This is a genomic window from Paraflavitalea devenefica, from assembly GCF_011759375.1.
Classification (GTDB): domain Bacteria; phylum Bacteroidota; class Bacteroidia; order Chitinophagales; family Chitinophagaceae; genus Paraflavitalea; species Paraflavitalea devenefica.
In genome coordinates, this window is sequence record NZ_JAARML010000005.1 from 332467 (window position 1) to 358303 (window position 25837).

Annotated in this window: 12 protein-coding genes; 8 read left to right on the forward strand and 4 right to left on the reverse strand. The window is 47.6% G+C overall.

Going from position 1 to position 25837, the window contains the following annotated elements; translation table 11 throughout:
* Window positions 1-50: 50 nt before the first annotated feature.
* From HB364_RS26185 to HB364_RS26210, 6 genes are all read left to right on the forward strand, one after another.
* Entirely contained in the window at window positions 51-2399 is a 2349-nt protein-coding gene (locus HB364_RS26185; RefSeq protein WP_167291379.1) for a hypothetical protein, read from the forward strand.
* A 160-nt stretch (window positions 2400-2559) separates the two neighbouring features.
* Complete coding sequence (locus tag HB364_RS26190) at window positions 2560-3669, forward strand: hypothetical protein (protein WP_167291380.1); 1110 nt, start codon at window positions 2560-2562, stop codon at window positions 3667-3669.
* Window positions 3670-3729: 60 nt separating this feature from the next.
* A complete protein-coding gene (locus HB364_RS26195; RefSeq protein WP_167291381.1) occupies window positions 3730-11274 on the forward strand; it encodes a PA14 domain-containing protein in 7545 nt (2514 codons plus the stop codon).
* A gap of 8 nt (window positions 11275-11282) precedes the next feature.
* Complete coding sequence (locus HB364_RS26200; protein WP_167291382.1) at window positions 11283-12044, forward strand: hypothetical protein; 762 nt, start codon at window positions 11283-11285, stop codon at window positions 12042-12044.
* Window positions 12045-12057: 13 nt separating this feature from the next.
* A complete protein-coding gene (locus tag HB364_RS26205) occupies window positions 12058-21117 on the forward strand; it encodes a LamG-like jellyroll fold domain-containing protein (protein WP_167291383.1) in 9060 nt (3019 codons plus the stop codon).
* 24 nt (window positions 21118-21141) lie between these two features.
* On the forward strand, window positions 21142-21672 hold the full coding sequence (locus tag HB364_RS26210) for a hypothetical protein (RefSeq protein WP_167291384.1): 531 nt from the start codon (window positions 21142-21144) through the stop codon (window positions 21670-21672).
* 162 nt (window positions 21673-21834) lie between these two features.
* Here the strand turns inward: HB364_RS26210 and HB364_RS26215 are convergent, their stop codons facing one another.
* The 4 genes from HB364_RS26215 to HB364_RS26230 form a co-directional block, all read right to left on the reverse strand.
* A complete protein-coding gene (locus HB364_RS26215; protein WP_167291385.1) occupies window positions 21835-22548 on the reverse strand; it encodes a 2OG-Fe(II) oxygenase in 714 nt (237 codons plus the stop codon).
* Window positions 22549-22621: 73 nt separating this feature from the next.
* A complete protein-coding gene (locus tag HB364_RS26220) occupies window positions 22622-23452 on the reverse strand; it encodes a sterol desaturase family protein (RefSeq protein WP_167291386.1) in 831 nt (276 codons plus the stop codon).
* Between the two features lie 5 nt (window positions 23453-23457).
* On the reverse strand, window positions 23458-23871 hold the full coding sequence (locus HB364_RS26225) for a hypothetical protein (RefSeq protein WP_167291387.1): 414 nt from the start codon (window positions 23869-23871) through the stop codon (window positions 23458-23460).
* A gap of 392 nt (window positions 23872-24263) precedes the next feature.
* Window positions 24264-25121 (reverse strand): aldo/keto reductase, encoded by an 858-nt coding sequence (locus HB364_RS26230; RefSeq protein ID WP_208420104.1) that lies wholly within the window; start codon window positions 25119-25121, stop codon window positions 24264-24266.
* A gap of 289 nt (window positions 25122-25410) precedes the next feature.
* Between HB364_RS26230 and HB364_RS26235 the strand changes: the two genes are divergently transcribed.
* Both HB364_RS26235 and HB364_RS26240 read left to right on the forward strand, forming a co-directional pair.
* Window positions 25411-25596: a microviridin/marinostatin family tricyclic proteinase inhibitor gene (locus HB364_RS26235; protein ID WP_167291388.1), complete on the forward strand. Its 186-nt coding sequence runs from the start codon at window positions 25411-25413 to the stop codon at window positions 25594-25596.
* Between the two features lie 49 nt (window positions 25597-25645).
* Entirely contained in the window at window positions 25646-25828 is a 183-nt protein-coding gene (locus HB364_RS26240; RefSeq protein WP_167291389.1) for a microviridin/marinostatin family tricyclic proteinase inhibitor, read from the forward strand.
* Window positions 25829-25837: the final 9 nt, after the last annotated feature.

A 25837-nucleotide genomic window follows, 5' to 3' on the forward strand; every position in this document is an offset into this window, starting at 1 on the left:
CTGCTTTGTAACCATTAACCTCTATTCAACACCCAAACCTGACTGCGAATATGGGCATACCATATCCGTACATAACCCTTTATCTTTTCACTGTAGTGGTGGCCCTGCTTCTTGCCACGACTTCTGTCAGTGCACAATCGAGGCTTCGGCAGACCCAACCTGATACCACGCAACCCGCCAACAAAACTTCCCGCAAGCTCACCGATTCCCTTCGTTCCATCACCGATACCACCCTTAAAGCGGTTAAAACACTGGCCGGCTACCAGCAGGATAAACTACTGGACGGCGCCAAAGCCACTTACCAATCCAAACGCTCTTTACTCAAAGGGCTCTTGCCCGGCAAGCAATCCCTGCTGCCCAAAGACTCCTTATCCCTTGACATCAATCATCCCTTTAAAAAGCTGCTGCACACAAAACCATTGTTAAGAATGACCGGTGGTTACATCAGCTACCAGTTCAACTACCGCTCGGCCATTGATACACCTTATGTGGAAAAAGACATTGCCCAGCACAATATTACGGGCAACCTGTATTTCACCGTAGCGGGCCACCTGCCCCTGCGGGTGACCTGGTGGTCGCGGCAAAGCAATTCGCGGGTATTCCGCGATATCACCGATGTGCAGGCTTCCTTTGACGGGGCCGCCTTTCAGCAGCAATTGCAGGCTTCGTTGCGCCATCGCCTGCTGGCCCTGGCGCCTTCTTTACAGGATTCCCTCACCGAAAAGTTATACAACCTAAAGAAACTCCAACTGGGTGGACTGAAAGACCAGCTCCTGGGTTCTTTCTCGCCGCAAAGCCTGGTAGAAGCCAATGAGACCCTGCGGGTGCCGCGCATCACCTGGCAGCCCGGGGTGGCCGATAGTGTGAACAGCCGGCGGGAAGACTCCCTGAAAAAAGCGGCAGCACTCTTTCTCGACCTGTATGCCAAAACCAAAGGGGAAGTTGACCGGCTGGAAAATCAGGTAGACTCCCTCCAAACGAAGTATGAACAGAACCAGCAAAAGGTCCGGCAGTTCAAACAACTGGTCTCCGGCAAATGGGAAGACCTGATCGCTTCGCGGAGCTGGAAGGACAAACTGCAGCAATACGGCATGAGTAATGTGGAAGTGCCGGCTAAATATCGCTGGCTATTGGGATTGCGGCAGTTCAGTGTGGGCCGCAGTGTGACCAACTACAGTGAGCTGACTGTTAAGAATACCAGTGTCAATGGCCTGAACTTCGAATACAACTCCTGGTACTACCTGGCCGTAGCCGCCGGTGTGGTGGATTACCGCTACCGTGATTTTGTGGTCAATGGGGCCAATAAGAAACCGCAATACCTCTACCTGGTCCGGGCCGGTATTGGCCGGCTGGAAAAGAACTACTTCATCCTTTCTGCCTTCCGGGGAGAGAAGCAATTGTTCCCATCCAACGGCGCGCGATTGTCCTCCATCACCGTTACCGGCTTCAGTGCCGAAGCCAAAATGCAGGTGAACCGTACAACCTACCTCACAGCAGAAGTAGCCAAATCACTCGCCCCTGATTTTAGAAACAATCCTTCGCGGGGCAATACCAAGTTCAGCCTGTCAGACCACAGCAACCAGGCTTATGCGCTGAAGTTGTATTCCTATATTCCTGCTACCCGTACCCGGCTGGAAGGTTATTATAAACAGACCGGGGCCAACTTTCAATCCTTCAGCAGTTTCCAGACCAATGCCGCCCTGGAGAGCTGGAGTGTCAAAGCAGGGCAGGACTTCTTCAAACGCAAATTGCGGCTCTCCGCCGCAGTGCGCAAAAATGAGTTTACCAATCCATTCCTGCCACAGGACTACAAAAGCAATACGGTGTTCAAAAGTCTGACGGCTACGTTTAAAATGCGCAAGTGGCCGGTCATCACGGTGGGTTATCAACCCATGAGCCAGCTCACGGCCCTGGACAGCCAGGTGGTGGAGAACCGTTTCCAGGTACTCAATGCCAGCGCCTATCATATTTACAAGATCAATAACCTGCGCACGGCCTCTACCGTGGTGCTCAACAAGTTTTACAATACCAACAGTGATACCGGCTTTGTGTACTACAATGCCACCAATGTATTCTGGGCGCAGCAATTCTTTTTCAAGGCTTTTACGGCCCAGGTAGCCGTATCCTGGACGCAGAACTCCGGTTACCGGCTGGCGGTGCTGGATGAAGGCATTCAACTGAACCTGACCAAACTGGGCTCAGTGGGCTTTGGGGTCAAGATCAACAGCCTGAATGATCAGGTGATCAAAACAGGGGGGTATGTCAATGCTGGTGTGCGGGTATATAAACAGGATGTGATCACGCTGAGCTATGAACGGGGTTACCTGCCAGGCTTTAACAAAGGGCTTATAAGAAATGAAATGGGCACGGTGCAGTTTGTAAAGAGTTTCGGGTTTTGAGTTTCGCGTTTCGTGTTGCTGCCGCCTGTTGAACTTCCTGGCAATATTCAACTGACTTCTGTGGCAACAACCTGCTGATCATTTATCAGGCAGTTACACAGAAGAACCCGAAACCCCAAACCCGGAACCCGAAATAGATTTGATGCATGAAACAAACAATATGAAAAAGATATTTCTATTCATTGTACTGTTATTCGTGGGATGGCACGCCCACGCACAGGTGGTGCTGAACCTGCAGTTGCCACCACTGGGCCTCACCATCAAACCGCAGCTCTGGAACCTGTCACTGGTTAATACCTCAGCGCAGGACCTGCAGGTGCGCATTGAAATGGTGATGACCGATGTGTCCAATAACCAGCGGGTACTAACAGGTACCTCCAAGCTCATCCTGCTGCCAAGAGGCGTAAAACAACTGCAGTTGAGTGATGTGATGCCCATTACCTACAATCCCGGCAGTCCGGGTTATGCGGTAGACCCTTCGCCGGAAGGTTTTCTGCCCATTGGCCTGTTCAACATCTGTTATACCGTGATCCGGGTGCAGAGTGATGAGGTGGACAGGCTGGGCGAGGAGTGTGAGACCATTGAAGTAGAACCCATCAGTCCGCCCCAGCTCATGATGCCGCTGGATGAAGAGCAGGTGGACATCACCCGTCCCTTCTTTGCCTGGATACCCCCTTCTCCTTTCAATACCCTCAACAGCCTGCTGTTCGACTGGGTGCTGGTGGAAGTGCAGGCTACCCAAAGTCCGGCTGATGCCATCCAGCAGAATGTGCCGGTACTCAGCAGGCAAAATATCTCCTTTACCAATTTACAATACCCGCTGTCTGCTCCCGAGCTGGACAGCAGCAAGCTGTATGCCTGGCGCATTACGGCCAAGAATAACATGAGCCCCATTGCGAACAGTGAAGTGTGGAGTTTCCGGGTGCGTCGTTACGGGCCGGATACCATCGCGGCTACGGGCACGGGTTATTTTGCAAAGCTGTACCGGGAGGAAGGGGCCGCCTTTGCGATCTGCACGGGTGTGCTGCGTTTTGAATACCTCAATGAGCTGAACAGTGCTGCGATCAACCTGCGCTTGTTCGACATCAGCACGGCCATGCGCAAACAGATCACGCTGGATAGTACAGACCAGCAAGTACGGCTGGGACAAAACTTTGTGCAGGTAGACCTGCGCCAGACCAGTGGCATGATCCATAAACACATGTACCTGCTGGAAGTAGAGAATGCAAGAGGGGAGAAGCGGTACCTGAAGTTTGAGTATAGGGAGTAAGAAATAAGGAACTGGCTATTCAAAAATTGACTATTCACTATCTGACTAAATAATTATCGCATGTTAGTTTCTCTGGCGCGTTATCACAAGAGTATTGCCTGGTTTTTTGTGGGATTGTTTTACCTGGAGCTGGTCATTACACCAGTGATGGTAAGGGCAGCAACCAACAAAAGCATTATTTATGCCGGCGCTTACCGGCCGTATGCAGCAACCGGCATCCCTGGCAAAAAGGAAAACAGTATGATGCCGGCAGTTCCTGAGCCTGGCCGGCCATTACCATCGGCGGAACCTGTTAATGCCGGGGAGAAAAAGGCGCCGGAGATCGTGAAACAAAAGTTCACTACTGGTCCCACGCAGCCGGAGATGCAAAGCTTCCAATCGGTCAATGCCAGTAATATGGTGGACCTGTTCACCGGCGATTTCTCCTACAATATTCCATTGCTGGATGTAGGAGGGTACCCGGTAAACCTGAGCTATGGAAGTGGCATCACCATGGATCAGGAGGCGAGCTGGGTGGGGCTCGGGTGGAATATCAACCCCGGCACGATCACCCGCAACATGCGCGGATTGCCGGATGACTTCCAGGGAGGCGAAGATGTTGTGACAAAAACCATCAGCATGAAGCCCAATAAAACCGTGGGGATTACGGTGGGAGGCAATATTGAGCTGCTGGGCAAAAGCCAGTTTTCAAAGGTGGAAGGCAAGGGCGGTGCTATAGACTCCGTTAAAGGCCGCCCCGGAACAGTAGGCATTTCACTCGGCGTATTTCATAATAGCTATAAAGGATGGGGTACCGAGACCGGCTTAAATGTAAGCATCAACTCAGGCCTTGGTGCTGCAGGTGGATTGACCAGCGCTTTATCCCTCACCAACAACTCCCAGAGCGGTCTGGACATTAGCCCTTCTTTTGGCTACCATATTGGTAAAAGTGAAAGCAAGACAAGGGGCGAGCTTACTATTGGCACCAATTACAATTCCCGCACAGGTATACAGGACCTGCAAATCACCGGGCAAGTGAAGCAGCACGTTGCCAGCTACCATTCACAAAACTATAGTACAGGAGTTGCCATTCCTTCTTATATATCTTTTTCGAAGCCTTCCTATACGCCTACGATTTCGGTGCCTTATACTTCCACACAAATATCTTTTACTGCCAAAGTGGGTTCAGAGCATTGGGCATTGCACCCCAATGGTTATGTGCGTGGTTATGCTTCCACGCAGAAAATAGCTACTGACGACCGTACGGTTAAGGTGCCGGCATACGGATACCTTTATTATGAAAAGGGAGGTGGTAACAAGAATGTGCTGCTGGATTTTAACCGGGAAAAGGATGTAGCCTTTAACCAGGAAACGCCCCATATCGCCTTGCCGGTTTATACGTATGATACTTATTCCATTACAGGAGAAGGAACGGGAGGCATGTTCAGGCCCTACCGGGGGGATATTGGTTTTGTGCACGACCACATGATGGCTACCAAAAGTAACAGCGACCGGCTTTCCATTGATGTTGGGTTAGGCACTGTGGTACATGGAGGCATTGATTTTATTAACAATACCAGTACTACAAGAACTGGTCCGTGGTTGAAGGAAAACTCCCTGAAAGAGGTAATTGCTTTCAGACAACAGGACACGGTATTTGAAAATGTGTATTTTAAAAACCCCGGGGAAAAAACAGTTGTTAACAACCAGTTCCTCAGCAGTATTGGTGGTGATAGCCTGGTGCGGGTAGATCTTTCTCCTTTACAAGACCAGAACATCTCCTCTGTTTTTGCCACCCGTAACTTGTCTGTATTCCACAACAGCCGGTCGGCCCGGAAACTGTCTTTATCCGGCAATACGGTGCGCAGCGAACGTGATAAAAGAACACAGGTCATATCATACCTTACAGCCCTGGAAGCTTCCAAAGTGGGGTTGGATACGATTATTAAATCTTACCCTTTAAATGTATTTCCCGGCAATTCCTGCAATGTGAATTACAGCATTTTGAACAGGGTAGACAATGATCGTCAGCCTCATCACCTGTCAGAAATTACCGTTTTAAATGGTGATGGCAGGCGTTATGTATATGGTATACCGGTCTATAACAAAACCCAGGTGGAAGTCACCATGGCGACCGATACGAGCAACGCTGCAACCGGCCAGGTAACTTACTCAGACAACGACAATTCGGTAGATAACGATCAAGGCAAGGACGGCTATTACAACCGGGAAAAGATGCCGGCTTATGCGCATTCGTTTTTATTGTCGGCCATTGTATCACCGGACTATGCTGACCTTACCGGTGATGGGGTATCTGAAGACGACAATGGAGAGGCGGTTAAGTTCAATTACAGTCAGGTATATAATGCGGACGCAACGTATAAATGGCGGGCGCCCTATCAGTCGTACGAAGCTGCCTATAATGAAGGACTCAAAACAGACAAGCGCGATGAAAAGGGAAGCTTTACCTATGGCGAAAGGGATGTATGGTACCTCAATTCTATTGAGTCAAAAACCATGATCGCGACGTTTGTATTGGAGAAAGATTCTATCAGGCTGGATGGGTATGGTGTGCTCAATGAAAATGGCGGGCGGGATGGCAATCAGAAACTATACAGACTTAAGCAGATCAATCTGTATACCAAGGCTGATTATCTAAAACACGGCGCCGCATATGCAAAACCTATTAAATCGGTGCATTTTGGGTACAGCTATGAACTGTGTAAAAAGAATCCGGGATCATTGAACAACGCCGGGAAGCTAACACTGACAAAAGTATGGTTTACTTATAATAAGAATAATAAAGGTGCGCTGACTCCTTACGTATTTACCTACCATTCCAGGAACCCGGATTACCGTAGCGGAGCTACAGACCGCTGGGGCGGCTATAAAGATCCGGCCAGGAATCCGGGCAATGGTGCGCCGCTCACCAATGCTGATTATGCTTATACCCTGCAGGAAGGAACGAGCTGGAATGCAGACAGTGCTGCAGCCAATGCAGCCCCCTGGACATTGTCGGAGATCAGCCTGCCATCGGGTGGTAAAATAAAGGTAACCTACGAAAGTGATGATTATGCCTATGTGCAGAACAAAAGGGCCATGCAGTTCTTTACACTCGCAGGATTTGGCAATAATAACAATGCCGCCAGTAACAACCTCCATCAATGGAGTTCAGCTTCCAATGATTACCTGTATGTATTTGCAAATGTAAGCGATCCCGTAACAGATAAAGCTGAGATCCAACGCAAATACCTCGAAGGTGTAAGTCAGCTTTTCCTGAAGCTGGCGGTCAATGTGCCTGGCGATATATGGGGGAAAGGATATGAGATCATTCCCTGCTATGCAGATATTGAAGATTACGGTGTGAAAGACGGGTCCGACAACAAGGTTATCTGGATCAAAGTAAAACCCATGGCGAAGGGGTATAGCCCCATGGCCACAGCGGCCGTTCAGTTCCTGCGCCTGAACCTTCCCAGTAAAGCCTACCCGTATTCTGAACCGGGCGATAATTTCAGCCTGAAGAATGTACTGGGTATGCTGGCTTCCGTAGCTGGTAATATTACGACAACCATTGAAGGTTTTCCCAATACAGCCCGCAGAGGTAATTGGGTAAATACGGTAGAACTGGATAGATCATTTGTCCGCCTCAATAACCCGGTGTACAAAAAACTGGGAGGCGGGCTACGCGTGAAAAGGGTAGAAATAAAAGACAACTGGTATAATATGACCTCCCATCAACAGGTGGAGGCATGCTATGGCCAGGATTACACCTATACTGCCACCATTGCTGTGAATGGAGCGCCTGTGACCATCAGCAGTGGGGTAGCCGCTTATGAGCCTGCTGTGGGTGGTGATGAAAATCCCTTCCATGTTCCGCATAAAGTGTATGCGGAAAAAGTGGGCGCTCTGGCACCGGTAGATTACCTGTATACCGAAGAACCTTTTGCGGAGACTTTCTTCCCGGCGCCTATGATCGGTTATAGTAAAGTAAAAGTGCAAACCATTCATAAAACAAAGAAATCGGCCAATGGATTCGATGTTACGGAGTTTTATACTGCAAAGGAGTTTCCTACGGTGGTTGAGTTTACGCCCATTGACAATGAAAGTAAGAAAACCTTTAATCCCCCCATTGCCAACGCATTAAAGTTCAATGCACGGAATAACATTACCTTATCGCAGGGTTTTAAAGTAGAGCTGAACGACATGAACGGTAAATTAAAGTCGCAGTCATCTTTTGCGCAAACTGATTCTGTTCGCCCCATCAGTTATACTTATAATTACTATAAACTCGAAAATAACCAGGCTTTACAGCAAAAGCTATCCAATAAAGTAAGCGTCATTGATTCGGCCAATGGCGTAGTGCGGCACAATGCAGAGATAGGCAAAGAGGTGGAACTGATGATTGACCTGCGGGAGCAGGTTTCCATAACCGAAGGAAGGAACATTGAAGCCAATGTTGATTTTGTGCATGTTTTCCCGCCGATCGTCTGGTTTCCCATGATCCCCCTGCCAACGATGGAAACCAATCAATACCGGTCGGTGGCCATCACCAAAGTGGTAAATCGTTATGGAATACTGGACAGTGTATTGCACATAGAAAAAGGAAGCAAGGTCACTACCCGCGACCTGGTGTATGATGCAGAAACGGGACAGGCCTTGGTGAACCAGACCAATAATGAATTTGATGATCCGGTATACAGCTTCAACTATCCGGCCCACTGGACGTACAGCGGTATGGGACCGGCGTATCAAAACATAGGCGCTACATTGGTGAGGAAAAGTGTACGGCAGGGAATTATGTACAATGAAGATGGAACACGCTTCAATACAGCCCGTTTTGAAAGCGGCGATGAGATGTTAATAACTGCCAGAGACAAGAGAAATTCCACCGTAACCGATAGCTGCTCACCCTTTTTCTATTCATATGAAGATAAGGTAAACTATAACCGGATATGGGCCATTGATGCTGGCAAAGGCATCCAGCAACACAAAGGGATGTATTTTATTGATTCTGCCGGCAGTCCGTACAATGGGGAAATTGCCACCCTGAAAGTCATACGATCGGGCAAACGAAATATGCCTGCCGCTTCCCTGGGAGCTGTTACCACCCTGGTAAGCCCCATTAAAAATGTGGCCAGCAAAGACCGTATTGTTATTGATTCCACTACGGAAGTGATAGCAGCCAGTGCCGCCCGCTTTAAAGACCTGTGGAAGATTGATAACGTGTGGAAGCAATACGATAGCTGTGTGACCGATTATGATTATTCAGATCCAAAAACAACAATAAAAATTACAACAGCAGCGCTGTTGCGTCAGCACCGTAATTCGAGCGGGCAGTTAACAAATGTGACGGATTATGATTATAAAAAAATAGTCGCCAGCTACCAGCGTTTTGGAAATGATGAATTCAGGACCAGGGCATTGCTCAAACTGGACCTGTCTCACATCCCGGCCGGGTCTATTATCGACGAAGCCACCATGGGGTTTTATGGAAGCCCACCCAGTAATATGTGGAGCCATAGCCCCTGGAATAATCTGAATTATTCTTATGAAGGTATTGGTGAAGCAGTATCCAGTGTAGTGTTCCGGTACCCCCATCCATTTTATGGTACTGAGCAGGTGCCCTGGGTCAGTGAAGCCAGTCTTAGCAGTGCTACCAGTATTCTTGCCACACTACCGTTCAGAGGATATGCAAACAATTGTCAAAATTATAGCGTAGCAATACCTCCTCTGATGCTGCAATTTATGTTGTCATTGCCGCCCGAATACCAGAACCTCGTGTTAAAGCTGAACACAGAAGCCCGTATTGGCAGCGGCAACAAAACAGTGAGGTTTATGAGTTTCAGGGGAAATGATGAAGTTACAGGTCCTCCACCCTGCGAACAGAATTCATCATGTAATAATCCCTGCCCGGTAGAACTACATGTTAAATACCGCATCCCTAAACAGGTTTGCTACAAAGTATGCCGGTCGGAGGTACTCAATAAAGACACCTTGAATCCCTACCGGTATGGCATATTGGGCAACTGGCGGGTAGACACGGCCTTTACTTATTATGCCCGCCGGAAACAATCGGAAGTTTCCCTAGCCACAAATACCCGGACCGATGGCGCCATCAAAGGGTTCATTCCTTTCTGGACACTGGGAACAGGCGCGATGAAACCTGCTCCGGATTCCACCCGTTGGGTATGGAACAGCAAGACCACACTGGTCAATGGCAAGGGTATTGAAATAGAGAATAAGGACCCGCTGAACCGGTACAATGCCGGGTTGTATGGATATAACAACACGTTGCCCTTGGCTGTAGCACAAAACAGCCGGCACCGGGAGATCGTTTTTGAGGGCTTTGAAGACAAGGATTATAAAACCAGTCCCTGTTCCAACTGCGATGACAACGGTTGGATAAAGGCGGACGGAAGAACGTCAACTACCAGTCATAGCGGCCTGTATAGTACCCGGTTGAACGGCAACAGCAATATGCTAACCAAAGTACCAATAGGTACGGCAGCTTCTGACACCACCTCCACTGGCATCTCCCTCAAAGTAGATTCACTACCATTGGTTACGCAAACAATAACGCCCAAAGGCAATGGCTTGCTGACGCAATATGGCGTTTACCTTGCGTTCCCCTCTTTAGGGATCAATTCCTGCGTAGGTCATAATATAATTAGTCCCAATATTGAATGGTCGTCACAAACGGCTGTTTCTGTGCCCAACCAGTACTGGGGTGTCGGGCAGAAACCTTCACAGATATGTGCCACCCGGTATTATGCAGTTAAGTGGACAGGCAAATTGCAACCTAAGTATAGTGGCAACAATTATCGCTTCGAGGTGACGGTAGATGATGAAGTGACCCTTAAGATCGGAGGCACTACTATCATAAACTATACCGGCAAGGGACCTGTAACACTGTCGTCTTCCCCGATACAGCTCACGGCGGGGCAGCTTTATGACATTGAAGTGTTGATGAAAAATGGCGCTGGAATAGGATCTATTGATCTCCGGTGGTCTATAGGTTACATATCCCTGCCAACACCTATCCCGGTTACCTCCTTCTACCAGAATGCGGCGCAGGCTGATGGTTCTGTTGTTAATGATACCACCTGGTGCGTTAAGTTCAGAAGTCCCGTTCCCGTCAATGCCATCCATCAGAAGTTTACGCCATTACAGGGCGGCAAGATGGTATTCAGCGCCTGGGTGAAAGAAGAGATACCGTGTTCCAATGGAAGCAGCTATAACAGCGGCAGGGTTCGCCTTACGTTCAACAATGGCAGTGGCGTAACCTATACTTTAAAACCGAAGGGAAATATCATTGAAGGATGGCAGCGCATTGAGGAAGTAGTGGATATTCCTGCCAATGTTACGGAAATGAATGTGTACCTGGAAACGGCAACTTCCACCGCTGCGTATTTTGACGATCTGCGGATGCATCCGTTCAACAGCAATATGAAATCATTTGTGTATGATCCGGTGAACCTGCGGTTGACAGCAGAGCTGGATGAGAACAACCATGCCACGTTCTACGAGTATGACGATGAAGGCACGCTGATACGGGTTAAAAAAGAAACAGAGCGGGGCATAAAAACCATCCGGGAAACCAGGAGCGCTATACAAAAAAACAACTGATTAAGGACATGAAAAGCATTATATATACCATCAGCCTATTGATCTTATTCGCAACCGGTGCAGCTAAACGGGGAATGGCTGCTCCGGACGGGTTAAAGATTGACACCACAGACGCCAATGAATCATTAAAAAGCCTGGAAGCTGTGCTGGATAACACAGGATTGGAATTTTATGCAGGCTTTCATCGGGAAACCGCCGATACTTCGGGAGTGGTACGTGATACGCTGCTGGCATACTATGCCACCTTCGGCACCAATTTCCGGAGCGTGTTTGCAAGAATTAACAACCCTGAAAACTATAAAGAAGTTAACCACGTTCAGAACGACAGGGAACATGTTACGGTGGAGTCGGATACCAAACTGGTCTTTCTGAATAAGCACATCAGTATTATGCAGGCTGTTTTTCAATTGGATCTGCTGGATCCCCGGTTTGTTACAGGCAATGTACAACGGATGTATACCATTGATTCATCGGCCTACAAGGTCATTAAAGTAGAGTTCAAACCGGAGTCACCTTATCTTTTTTATACGCTGAGCTATGATCCCACAACGTTGCAGCCCCTGGAATTAAATTATGCAACAAAGATTGATGATGGAAGCGGCACCAGCGGATATGATAGAATACGGATGGTTTACAATACCTGGATGGTGGATAGTTATATGAACTATAATGAGTTTTTAACTGACCAATACTATACACGTATCAACGGTATCTACCAGTTAAAGCCATTCTATGCTGATTATGAAATCATTGATAACAGTGCTTACTAATAAATATACAAGCATGAAGCGCGTAAAAATCATTATTGTTTTTAGTCTGTTACTGGCCGCCTGTTTGTCATTGCCCGGGATCACCTATGGCAGCAATGAACCTTATGCCGCAAAGCCACTGAAGGGCACCCAGATCCGAAAGGACTCATTCAGTATAGTAAAGGATACTGTATATTTTGACCCCGTTTTAAAACCGGTGCAAACCACCTTTAAGGTTCGTAACCTCATTACTTTTAAGATCAATGAGTTTGCCAACCTTAAGTTGCCTGACACGTTCGAGGTTAAGGTAAAATTCAAAATATATTACACCCGTAATAATGCTAACAACGAGGCAGTAGCGGATACCCTGCCAGACACCGCCCTGACTGTAAAATACTATAAGAATGCTGCGTATCCACATAAGTCCATTTTCACCTTTACCGGCGGGCATGAGGTAAAGGTAAAAATTACTGATGTTGTTGTAACCAAAGGTATCCTGTCGGAGTTTGAAAGTGTCCTGATGCTGGAGAATGAGCTCTTCGTAACCAGGGAATTCAATTTTTCCTGTACCAATAATGCCGTGACAGCATTGAACACGCCGGTATACAGTGCAGCCAAAGGCGAGCTGGAAGTATCCTGGAACACACAGCGCGCGGCCGATGAATATGATCTTGAGTGGGCGTATATTGATGATTCGGCACTGGCCAATTATTACCTGCCGGGCGATACGGTTAATTTTGATAAGGCTAAGATCTTTAAAAATAACGCTACACGTGTAAGCATTATATCCACCCGTTATTTCATACCCCTGCTGTATGATGGCAGCGGCCGGCTTTTTTACCGGGTAAGGGCCGTGCAAACAAGGGCCAACAGTCAACGGGTTGAATCTGTATGGAGCACTGATTACGCTGCAGGCCTGGGCAACTATCCTTTCACAGGACATGAGAACAAACTGAACTGGCAGGCCACTACCTCCTTTGCTGAAGAGGGTAAACGAAAAACAGTAGTGCAGTATTTTGACGGATCGTTACGCAACCGGCAAACCGTTACCAAAGACAATACGACCGATACCACGCTTATTGCCGAGACTTTTTATGATTACCAGGGCCGGCCGGCCATACAGGTAATGCCTTCGCCCTCCCTCAGCAGTCTGATAAAGTACACCCCTAATTTCAACGCCACTGTCAACGGTGCTGAATATGGCAAAAACCAGTATGACGGACTACTGGCCGACTCCTGCCATTGTAAGCAGGGGGCACCGGCTATGGACACGGTGAACGGTGCCGCTAAGTATTATTCTCCCAACAATCCGTTGAAAGATAAAGACTATCATAAATACATACCGGATGCCAAAGGGTTTCCCTTCTCAGAAACCCGCTATACACAGGACAATACCGGTCGCATCAGCCTGCAAAGCGGGGTAGGAGCCGATTTCCAGATTGATTCGGGCAGGGCTACCCGCTACTTTTACAGTGCTGCCGACCAGGAAGAACTGGACGCATTGTTTGGGACCGAAGTGGGGAATGCTTCGCATTATTTCAAGAACATGATGCGCGATGCCATCGGACAATACAGCATCAGTTATGTAGACATGTATGGCCGTACCATTGCCACTGCCCTGGCTGGAAAACCCCTGACCAAAATGGATACGTTGAGTTCCAGCAAATCTTTCTTCATCACCAAAAAGCTGATTGACAGTACGACCAATGTTGTCAAGGGAACCAGTATAGAATCCAGTAAAGGACTGGTGGTCACGAAGGCCGGGAACCATCGTTTTAAATATTCTTTGCTACCTGACAGTATTAATATTAAGGACTGCCAGGATACGATCATTTGCTATGACTGTAGTTATGATCTTGAAATTGCCATTACAGACGATTGCAACAATTCAACCCTGCCCAATGGCGTGCCCTACGTAATTACAGCCAGCAATCTTACAATTGATACGACCCTCAATGCCAATGATTCATTGAAGATTGATCAAACAGTATTCCTGCGGGAGGGCAATTACGTGGTCACCAAAAAACTGACCATCAGCAAAAAAACGATGGATGATTACCGGGCCGTATTCCTGCGCCGTAATACCTGTAAAACACTGGACCAGTTCATTGCTGACCAAAAAGCAGCTTTGAATATTGTCTGCCAGCCAACCTGTGCATCGTGCAAAACGGCGCTGGGAACCTGGGAAACCTTCCGGCCCAACTACATGCAGCAAATGGGTATTGCTGTGAGCGATACAGCCGCTTACCGCGTTGCTGCCTACAATGCCTTCCTCGAATTTTCGGCCAGTTGTGAAGACCTCTGTGTGGGCCGGACCCTGGATAAAAGCTACCGTGCACAGATGCTATCCGATGTAACGGCGCCGGATGGCCAATATGCCGATCTGGATCCGGCTGCCATTGACGGTTATTCGATTTTTCGCAAAGAAGAAAATGGCCTGCAGGCTTACCAAAAGCGTTCCTACACCGATGAAAACGGCATGGCCGATGCATTGAACCCGCAAACGCTGAATATGGTTGATTTTTCGGCCCAATTCAAAAGATCATGGGCTGATTCTTTACTTCCCCTGCATCCCGAATATGACAAGCTGGTGCTTTTTGAAAAGTGGAAAACCAGTCATGAATGGGATGTAAGGTTTGAAAATACGGAGACCTACCAGGCCGCTGTTGACAGTGGCTACCTCAACCCGGCCGATTTCAATAACCTGCCTGCCCATGCGAGGTATACTTATTATTACCAACGGGCAGATCCCTTTTTCACTACGCTGCTGCCTTCTTTAAAGACCGACATGCAGGATTCGTTGTTCAACGTTGCCAGGGTTGACGGCGAACCCAGCATCAATGCCTGGTCTTTAGCCACCATCATGGCGCATTGTCCGGATAAGGACGAGAGTTGCCGGCAGGCTTATTCGCCCGTGGGCCAAGCCTTTACCATGGATGCGTCCTGCTCCGGTGAACTGGATATTGCCTGGCGTTATTTTCGGGAAATATACCTGCAGAAAAAGCGGGAAATCATGGATGCCCAGCTCACTGCGTATGCCGAAAGCAATAAAGCCGCCGGATATTATGGCCGTCTTTTCGCATCAGGGCATGCTGTTACGTTTGTAAGCCCGGCTATTGCAGCGGCAGGAGGCGGGTTAGGCGGATTGATCAGTGATACTACCCGTGCCAAGGACAGCATCAGCACATTTATCCTGGACAATTGCAAGGCGTATGCACTGCAATGGTGGGAGGAACTGAAACCCTGTAACTTCAGTTCGCTCGATTCTACCAACCTTATTAACAGGCTGATACAAGTGTGCAAAGAGGGTGGGGACGACACCCATCTTTTTGGCGCCAGCACCGTAAAACCTTCCAGCACCAACCTCGACAGGAGTTTTGAGCAGGTCATTAAAGCCTATGCGGGCAGCAACTACAACAGTACCTGTAACGTGTACCTGCTTACCGCGCCAAGGCCTTATGAAAACCAACCTATCTATTACGATAAGCCCATCATGCAAAAGCCGGATAGCTGTGAGTGTGCTACCATCAGCAACCTGTATAGCAAATATCAACTGACCGGCATTGACACCGATTTTTCCGGCTTCATTTACCGCACTACCGGCACCCGTATATACCAGGGCGTTTTAGATACCCTGCGCATGGCCTGCAATGGAGAGATCAATTGCAGCATGCTGAAAGCCCCACTTAGCCTGCCACCGGTATTACAATGCGGCGGCGGAGAAGAAACATGTGCAACCTGCGATGGCATAGATACCCTGTATAAAAAATTCAGGCAGGAGTTCCCTTCTGCAACACCCTCTTATAATGACACAGGCAGTGTTCAGCGGACTTACAATACGCTGTTTGAAAAGTTCATGAATACCCACCTGGGATTTGGTAAAAAAACAGCCGAATACCTTGACTTCATTAATTCCTGCAGTACCACTTCTGATAAGTACTGTAATGTGGCCCTGGCATTTGATGGCACTGCCGGGAAGAGAAGGGTAACCATTCCTGTACAGAATAACCGGCTGAACCTGGGCAAAGGAGATTTTACCTTCGAAGCAAGGGTAAAGCCAAAAACAAATGCTAAACATAACTCCATCCTCACTAACAAGACTATCAGTTCCGGATCTACAGGTAATGGTTTTATGTTCCTATTATTGGAAAACGGCCAATTGTTGCTCCAACTGCAAGGTTGTTCCAACTATATTACTTCCAATACCGGCGGCATCAACCTGTATGATGGCAAGCCACACCATGTAGCCGTTTCCCGGCAGGGTGACTCCTTAGGTTTTTATGTTGATGGAATTAAAGTGCCTTATGCACCTGATTATTGTGGAGGTGCATCTGCGATCCCTTCGCAGCGTGACATTACCACCAATGGCCCCTGGTATATTGGCCTGGATACCACAGGCGCAAATCCCAATCCGCTTGTTGGTTTCAATGGCTGGATGGATGAGGTAAGGGTGTGGAATACAGCCCGTACACCATCGCAGATTGCGGCCAATAGGAATGCCAGGCTATCGCCACAGCCTCACCTGGTGGGTTATTATTTATTGCGCAGCAAGGACACCTGTGCACAATCCATTATTGATTATTCTATAACAGATACGGCACTCCGCAACAATGGGTACCTGGGAAGTTCTCCGGCCAAAGATGTACTGGACCCTGTATGGCTTTCCGAAAAGCAGGTATCCTATATCGGCGCTGATCCGGTAGGAATACCCAATACCTGCGGTTGTACTGGCGGAGGAAGTTCTCCGGTTTGTGATTCCCTGCAAATTATCCTCAATGATTACAGGAAGTACGGCGGCATTCCCCACCTCGATGCCAGCAGCGTAGATACCACCAACTGGAGGGCTAATTTTGGCAGCACCACCATTTACAATGCAGGAGTGCCTTTGGGTGAAGTGATTAAAAACGGGGTAATGAGGTTGCCGGATTATTATACCGATACATTGCCGGATACCTCTCCTTATAGCAAGGGCGCCTTTGATCGGATCAAGGACACACTGTGCCTTGATTCAGCAGGCTTTACTTTTGAAACGCGGTTAAGACTGCCCGACAGCCTGGTGATCCCGAACTTTTACAATGATTCCTGGTGGCTGGTCCTGTATTCGGATGCCGCCACTTCGGGCAGCCTGCTGGTATCCCTCAAATTGACTCCCAATAAAGGTGCTGCTATTTGCACCCACCAGAGCGATCCCAAAGTATCCTGTATTGAAGAGAATGTGCCTCACCTGCCCATGGATGTCTGGCGCAGGATCAGGCTACAATTCAAAGGCAGGCAGTTCAGCTTTTACATAGATTCCATGCTGGTGGGTACCCGCACACTGGATGCGCCCATGACAAAGATCTATTGGTGGTCTTTTGTGCAATATTCCCAAAAAGGAGAGATTGATTATGTCAGGATCTACGATACCACCGGCAAGTATTTGTACAAAGAAGAATTTGACGATCCACACCATTTGGCCCGTCCCACCTCGGCCACAGATTGTAATGGTTGTGAGCCTGATTTTGTGCAGTATTTTAACCAGCGCACCGGCAGCAACTATACTTATAGCCAGCTACAATCCATCTATAGCAACTCCTGCAATGTGTCGCTGGGCGATTGTCCGGCCAATGAGCAGCCGCTCACTTTATGCGGCCGCACCGAACCGGTATTCCCGCCGGTAGCGCTGCAGCAGCACTCACCCTGTGATGACTCTACTTTATTCGCAGTGTCCAAAGGCACCTTGCTGTATGAAGCCTACCGCGACTCGCTGATGAATAGTTTTGATGACCGCTACCTGGCCAAATGCCTCAATGCCCGGTATAATGAAAGATTTACGGTAGATCAGCCCATCAGCGAATACCATTACACCTTGTATTACTATGACCAGGCTGGTAATCTGGTGAAGACCATTCCGCCACAAGGTGTTGACGTAAGCAAATTTGCCTGGGCTGCGAGTTATAGCGATTCTGTGAAAATCGCCCGCCGCAACCGGCAGGTGCTGAAACCTGCCCACACATTGCCCACCCAGTACCGGTACAATACGCTGAACCAGGTAGTAGAACAGCAATCGCCGGATGGTGGCATTACTGATTTCTGGTACGATAAGCTGGGCAGGTTGGCTGTTTCCCAAAATGCTAAACAGCGTGCAGCAGGCAGCAGCAATGACCAGGACAGGCTGTATAGCTATACCCAATATGATAACCTTGGCCGTATTACTGAAGTGGGCCAGGTAAAGAATACCAGCGCCAATGGAGCGATGGTTGATGGAGTAAGCCGTAGTGCTTCTTCGCTGGGTACCTGGTTGTCAAACCTCGATAGCCGGCGGGAACAAATCACCCAAACCATTTATGACCTGCCTTATAGCGGTTTCATTGGTTCGTATGCTCCCCATACAGTAATTGTGCAGCGGAACATGCGCAACCGGGTGAGCTATGTAACCTATACAGAGCACAACAATCCTGCTGCACATAACCAGGGCACTTTCTATACCTATGACATTTTGGGCAATGTGGATACCCTGCTGCAGGATTATGGTTGTGGCAATTGCGGAGTAGAGGCTACCTACAATATGATGAACAGGAACGGGAATGCCCGTAAAAAATTCACTTACCAGTATGACCTCATCAGCGGCAAGGTGAACATGATGATGTATCAAAATGGCTGGAGTGATATGTGGCTGCACCGGTATACCTATGATGCAGAAAACAGGTTAATATTAACTGAAACCAGCAATGACAGTCTGGTCTGGGAAAAGGATGCCCGCTATGAATATTACCGGCATGGACCACTGGCGCGTACAGTGATCGGAGACCAGTTGGTACAGGGTCTTGATTATGCCTATACGCTGCAAGGCTGGCTGAAGGGAATGAACAGTACCGGCGCCACCAGCACACATGATATGGGCGCCGATGGCAAGGTAGGCAGCCTTAACCAATATGTGGCCCGTGATGCGCTGGGCTTTAACCTCAATTATTTCCATGGAGATTATAAGGCGATCAATGCCGGGGTAACTCCTTTCCCATCTTACCGCGTTCCTGGCACGGGTCTGCCTGATAGCGTGTACCGGCCGCTGTACAATGGCAATATCAGTAGTATGGCAACCAACATCCGCAAGTTCCAGGCGCTTGATCATCTGCCGATATTCTACAACTACAAATATGACCAGCTCAACCGCCTGGTGAAGCAGGATGCGTTCTTCTTCAGCTTCAATGCATCATCTAATAGTTACAGCAACAATTGGGCGCCCGACAGCACCTTCCATGAAGATATGTCATACGATGCCAATGGTAATATTCAGTATTACAACCGGTATGCCATCGGGCCCGATTCCAAAATGGATGGACTGACGTATAAGTATTATCCCGGCACCAATAAACTACGGCAGGTAAATGATCACATAGTGGCCAATAAATATGGCTCCAATAGCTGGGAACTCATTCAGGATCTGGACGATCAGTCCGATAGCAACTACGTATATGATGAGATAGGCAACCTTATAACAGACAAGGCAGAAAAGATAACCAATATTAAGTGGAATGTTTACGGGAAGATCACAGAGATAACGCGTAATGCAACAGCTTCGGATAAAGCAAACTCCACCCGTATACGCTATACCTATGATGCGCAAGGCAACCGGATCGGCAAGGTCGTAGAAAGAGCAGGGACAGCAGTAAAAGAGTTTACCTGGTACGTGAGAGATGCGCAGGGCAATATAATCACTACCTATAGGGCCAATGGCAATGTTGATTCCACTACGCTGCAAGACCTGGCGGTAAATACCTATGAACAGATGATCTATGGCAGCCGCCGCCTGGGTTCGTTTATATACGAAATACCTGTTGATGGCGGCCCTTCCACCCGGCAGTTTTACAGTGCAGGCTCTTTTGACCGGGGCCGTCGGCAGTATGAGCTAACGAATCACCTGGGCAATGTGCTCACCGCTATTAGTGATAAGAAGATGGGCGTCTCTTCAGGAGGAATTGGTTCCGCAATAGATTATTACGAACCGGACATGGTGAGCGCCATGGACTATTATGCCTTTGGCATGGTAAGCCGGGTGGTAACTACCAGTACAGGAAAGGACTACCGTTTCGGCTTCAATGGCAAGGAAAATGACAATGACGTTAAAGGATGGTGGAATCAGCAGGATTACGGGATGCGGATCTATGACCCGAGGGTAGGAAGGTTTTTGAGTGTGGATCCGTTGACAAAGAGCTATCCTATGTTAACTCCGTATGCGTTTGCGGAAAATAGCCCTATAGAGAATATTGACCTGGATGGTCTTGAAAAGAAGGCATCAACTACATTTAGCGCTGACATTCCTTTAATAGGTGTGCCTACTGTCCAGCAATTAAAGACTAGAATGGTAGTAAACATAGAGGGGGAACTCGTTGAAGAAAAAATCGCACAACAAGTAGTAGAAAAAGCTCCCAAACCCAAGTGGGGCTGGTTAAAGGGAGGTGGGCTTTTGGTTGGTTTTTTGCTTACTCCATTAGATGCAGGAACGAGAAAGCCTGATGGGCCAGCCCCGGAAGGCCTTGTATGGGGAGGGGATTATTATATTGAAAAACAACCTGCCCCTTTAACCCTTTATAAGCCCAAGGATATTGAAAAAGATCCAAGAAGAATTCCTCCTCCCCCCATAGATGATGAGGACGGAGCTTATCTTTATAAAACTTTGGATGAACAAAAGAATACTGGAAGCGGAGGTTTAGGAATTGTAGATTTGCCGATGGATAAACCTATCCCGTATGTTGGAATAACAATCCGTTCTATACTGGGGGGACGATATTCGGGTGGGGGTACAAGAAGCGATAACGTTAAAATTATTGGTAATTCTAAATCCAACGTTATAAAAGGAGCTGAATCTGCAGTAATTGCATTAAATACTTATGGTGTAAGATATAAAGACCATTTAACAAGTCTAAGTAGTAAAGATGTTAGAATGAGTACAAGAATTGCAAATTTAAAATTTAGCTATAAGAATCCAGTTTGGATCCAACTTGGTATAAATTGGTTAAATAGAATTAGACCCGGCTGGGACAAACCCAAGCATAAAAACTCACTCCTTTTTCCAGAAAACCCTAGAGGAACGAATAGTACTAAAAGTGACTAATGATACTAGTCTTTAATAAATTATATGTCAAAAACAAACAATATTACATTTGGAGATTCTAAAATTTTTGCAATAGAAATAGCTCCATCGACTAACTCAAAAAAATATTATTTGCGCCTTTGGTTTCAGGATAATGCCTTTGGCGATTTTAAACGATCAGGGGTTTTATTAAGTATAATTAAGGGTTATTTTAAATTCTTAAACCATATCGATTCTCTTTATGAAAAGAAGTTTGATGTAATGACCGATAGAGAGATTTTTGATGATATTGTAAATGTAGTCCAAAGAAATCTTCCTCAAGAACAAGAAGATGTTTTAATCCAAAGAATGATGAGCTATGAGTTCCCTACTGGAGACTATCAACTTACGGATTTTGGAATTGTTTTAATTAATGTGAAGCAAGAAGGCATTGTAAAACTTTTAATTTATGAGATGAGTGATAAGAATAAGTCGCCTCAATTTTATTCTTATGCAATACCAACGAAGTATTTTTTTGAAGTTTATGAATCCTTCGTTCAATATGCACATGACAATAACCTTTTTAAAAGTAAATAATTAAATATTTAATAGGAGTACAACTTATAGATTAGTCTACCTTATCCAACCATTTGCCTGCTGATAGACTGCAGCCTTTGTAAGAGACTACGTAATGAGAATGATTGTATAAAAGAATTCGGGATAAAGGAGTCATTGAATATACAGCGGTATCTGGAGCCGTCAACTCCTCGCATCATGAAAAATAATCCCCACCGTATGGCGCTGGCCACTGTGGATTTCGCTCACGCCATGCTTCATATTTACGCGGTAATACCCTTTACTACCTTTCACCGGACGAAAGTTGGTGGTAAATAAGAGAATGTCTCCCTTGCGGGGCGTTAAGACAATGGCTTTGGATTGTGCCCGCGGCACCTGTTGGGTGAGCACAAATTCACCACCGGTATAATCCACGCCCGGCTCATTGAGGAACATGACCAACTGAATAGGGAAGAAGACCTCGCCATATAAATCCTGGTGCAGGGTATTGTGCCCGCCGGGACCATATTGCAGGATCAATACGGTAGGATTTACCTGGCCATGTTGGCGACAAAGCTCCTGCAGGGCGGTGAGGGTAGGCGGGAAACGGCGGTCAATATTCAGTACTTCCATCCAGGTGTTGGCCACCTTTGTCAGCTTGGGATATACGGTTTGCCGGATATCCTGTAACAAAGCAGGCAGGGGATACGTAAAGTATTTATATTCGCCCAGGCCAAAACGATAACGTTCCATCACGATCGTTTTGCGGTACAGATCAGCCTGGTTGTATTGCTCAATCAGGGTATTACATTCAGCCGCATTCAGCACACCCGGCAACAAAGCATAACCGGTAGTATGCAGGCTGTCTTCAGCGGTTTGCCAGTCCAGCGCATTGATCCTGTCTGTTATCGTTTTCATACACACAAAGCTACCAGCCCGGTACCACCTGGGAAACCTGATTCTTGCGGGATTATTGAAAGGCTTGACAGAACTAATCAGGATCGATACTGTTTGCTGAATAGCTTTTCTTTCCTTTCTTCAGCCGTTTCCACAATCCTCCCGGCGACAACGGCCGCAACAACTGGCCTGCATAGTTTTTGGGGAAGTCTTCTTTAATGCCGTATTGCTCCGGCTCGCGGGGCGGACAGGTATAGGTACCGAAGAGTTTATCCATCAGGGGAGAGATGTTGGCATAGTTGCCGGCATCGCGCTCAATGTCATGGTGCCAGTGATGCAACTCCGGTGAACCGATCAATACTTTCAAAGGGCCTAATGGCAAGCGTACATTGGAGTGAATGTAGATAGCCCATATACCCCGGAAGGCTACAATGGCCGTCAGCGACTCCAGCTCAAAACCCATCAGGAAAGCAGGCAGGTTAATCAGTCCAACCGTATAAATGGAATCCAGCGGATGCTCCCGGTGGGCCGCCAGCCAGTCGAGGTGCTCCGCAGTATGATGTACTTTGTGAAAGCGCCACAGAAAATCGACCCGGTGCTGCAACCGGTGCCCCCAGTAGATCAGCAGGTCACTGAAGAAAAGCACTTCCAGCGCCTGCAGCCAAATGGGCTGACCGGCCACCCAGCCCCTGAATTTTGCGGGAACAATGCCATCGAGCCAGAAACTGAAATAACCCAGTAGCCATAACACCACTCCATTCCACAGCAAGTATTGCCCCAGGAAATAGCACAGGTCCAATACCCAGTGTTTCCGGAGCACCTTTTGATCCCTTTTGGCAGGGAATACTTTTTCCATGGGGATAAACACCAGGGCAAGGAAAACAAAACTGGCGCCGGTGGCCAATAGCAGGTAGAGCCAGGTCATGACGATTAATGTTTTAAGGTGTCACGTTTGGAAGCCCGTATACTATCGGTAAGCCGTTTTGTGGTAGCAGGGTCGATGATCCTTCCGGATTTTGAGCCACTCATCATGTACAGTTTTCTACGTTCGGCAGAGTCTATTTCACGTCGCCGCTGAAGGGTATCCAGCTTGCGCCGCGGTTCTGTCAGCACGATGCTTTTGGAAGAAGACATGAATACATGCCGTGCGGAGTCCCTGGGTCTGCCTAAAGTGTCTTTCAGAACAGGCTTGCCGGTATCTTCCGGGAGGGTGTTGGTTAAAGCTGGCATGACATTGTCCGACAGGCCGGGTCCAATAGTATGCGTCTGGTACAGTATAAAGGCGCCTATTAAAAGGACAAAGCACAACAGCGTAAGCCCTTTTATAAGATTGTTTTTTTTCATATCAGCTAATTGAGGGGGAGTTTAAGGAATAGATGCTGATAGGGGCCCAATTACATACGGATGGCGACATAAGAGGGCAGGGGAATTAAGATAGCTCCGGGATAGCTGCAAGACACCCCATTCTGCTCCGACAGTAAACAGTAGGATAATCCAGAGATAATCCACATATAAAGCAGAGATATTCCAGAGATATACCACCTCTTATAATTCTGGAATATCTCTTAAATATCTGAATAATAATAGTTTATTATATCTAAAATAAATAAGGGCTTAAAGGCGGCTAAAGATGAACGGACTAAGGACTTGACCTTCTTGTAACCATAAGATCCCCTAAAACAAGAAGGCCGCCCAGCTTACCGGGCGGCCTGCAAACCTTGCTACATCTTTCTTACTTATTTAGACAAAGCTTCAAACTCTTTATCAGTCAATATGATATCTGCCGCTTCCAGGTTTTCCTGTAAGTGGTTCAGCGAGCTGGTGCCGGGGATCAAAAGGATATTATGGGCCCGTTTCAGCAACCAGGCCAGGGCGATCTGCGCCACAGTAGCATTATGGGCGGCGGCTATGGCGCTGATCTTGTCGGCCAGCGTTTCCGGACCGGAGGCCAGCGGGAACCAGGGAATGAAAGCGATGCCGCGTTGAATGGTATAATCCAGTACGCTTTCCCATTGGCGGTTGCCCAGGTTATACAGGTTTTGAACAGATACGATGGGTACTACCTTTTCGGCCTGTTCTAGCTGCGCCACGGTTACTTCCGACAGTCCTACATAGCGGATCTTACCGGCTTTAACCGCCTCCGCTACCGGGGCCAGCGTTTCTTCTACCGGTATCCGGGAGTCGATGCGGTGCAACTGCCAGAGGTCAATGGTATCCACTTTCAGCCTTTTTAAACTGCCTTCAATATTTTCCCGGATATAGTTGGGATTGCCTTCCACTACCCATTCCCCGGGACCAGGACGCCTGAAGCCGCCTTTGGTGGCAATGATCAATCCTTTCTTATAAGGATGCAATGCGTCGGCAATTAATGATTCATTTGTTTTGGGGCCATACGCTTCTGCTGTATCAATGAAGTTGACGCCGCCTGCCACGGCAGCCTGTAAAACCTGCTTTGCCTTTTCACGGTCTTTGGCCTCGCCAAATACGCCGGTGCCTGTTAACTGCATGGCGCCATAGCCTAAGCGGTTGATGGTGATATCGTCTCCTAACTGCCACGTGAGTGGAATGCTTTGTGTGGTGGTACTTGTGCTCATTCTTATTTGTATTTGAATTGTATTGAAGTGATTACAGATAAAATAACAGCCTATACAGAAAGATGTTCAGGAAAGGAATAATAGAATTCAAACAGATTCTTACAAAAATCAAACAATGCCTCCCTAAGACTGTAACATTCCTTCACCTTCCTCAAATTCTTTAAATCCTCTAAATCACGGTTCAGACTATAAGGGGTTCCATGTATGTGAGCAGGAGTTTTTTGTGCGTGTGTTGATTTTCGTTAAATTGAGCGCTACACAATATTTCTTAACCTTAAATTTTATCGGTATGAAACAAAGCGAGCAAGCGAAGCCGTTCTTCGCTCAGTTCCTGGAAGCGCAGCAGGCAAAGAATCTGCTCCGCCCCAACGAAGCCAACCAACTCGTATGGCCTCCTGTATCACTTCCCATTATTGAACATGACCAGACTATGAAGTATCCTTCTGATGGCGACGATGATTGGCCAGCATCATAGGCAGCAGCTTTCCGGATGAACCTTATTTTATTTCTTTAAACTTTATGTCATGAAGCAAAGCGAGCAATTAAAGCCGTTCTTCGCGCAGTTCCTGGAATCCCAGGCAAGAGTGCAACGGCCCAATGAAGTTAATAGCCTGGTATGGCCTCCTGTAACGCTCCCCGTTTTTGATGAAGCCCATACGCATAAGTATCCTTCTGATGGAGATGATGATCTGCCGGTAATAGACTAAACAGGCAGA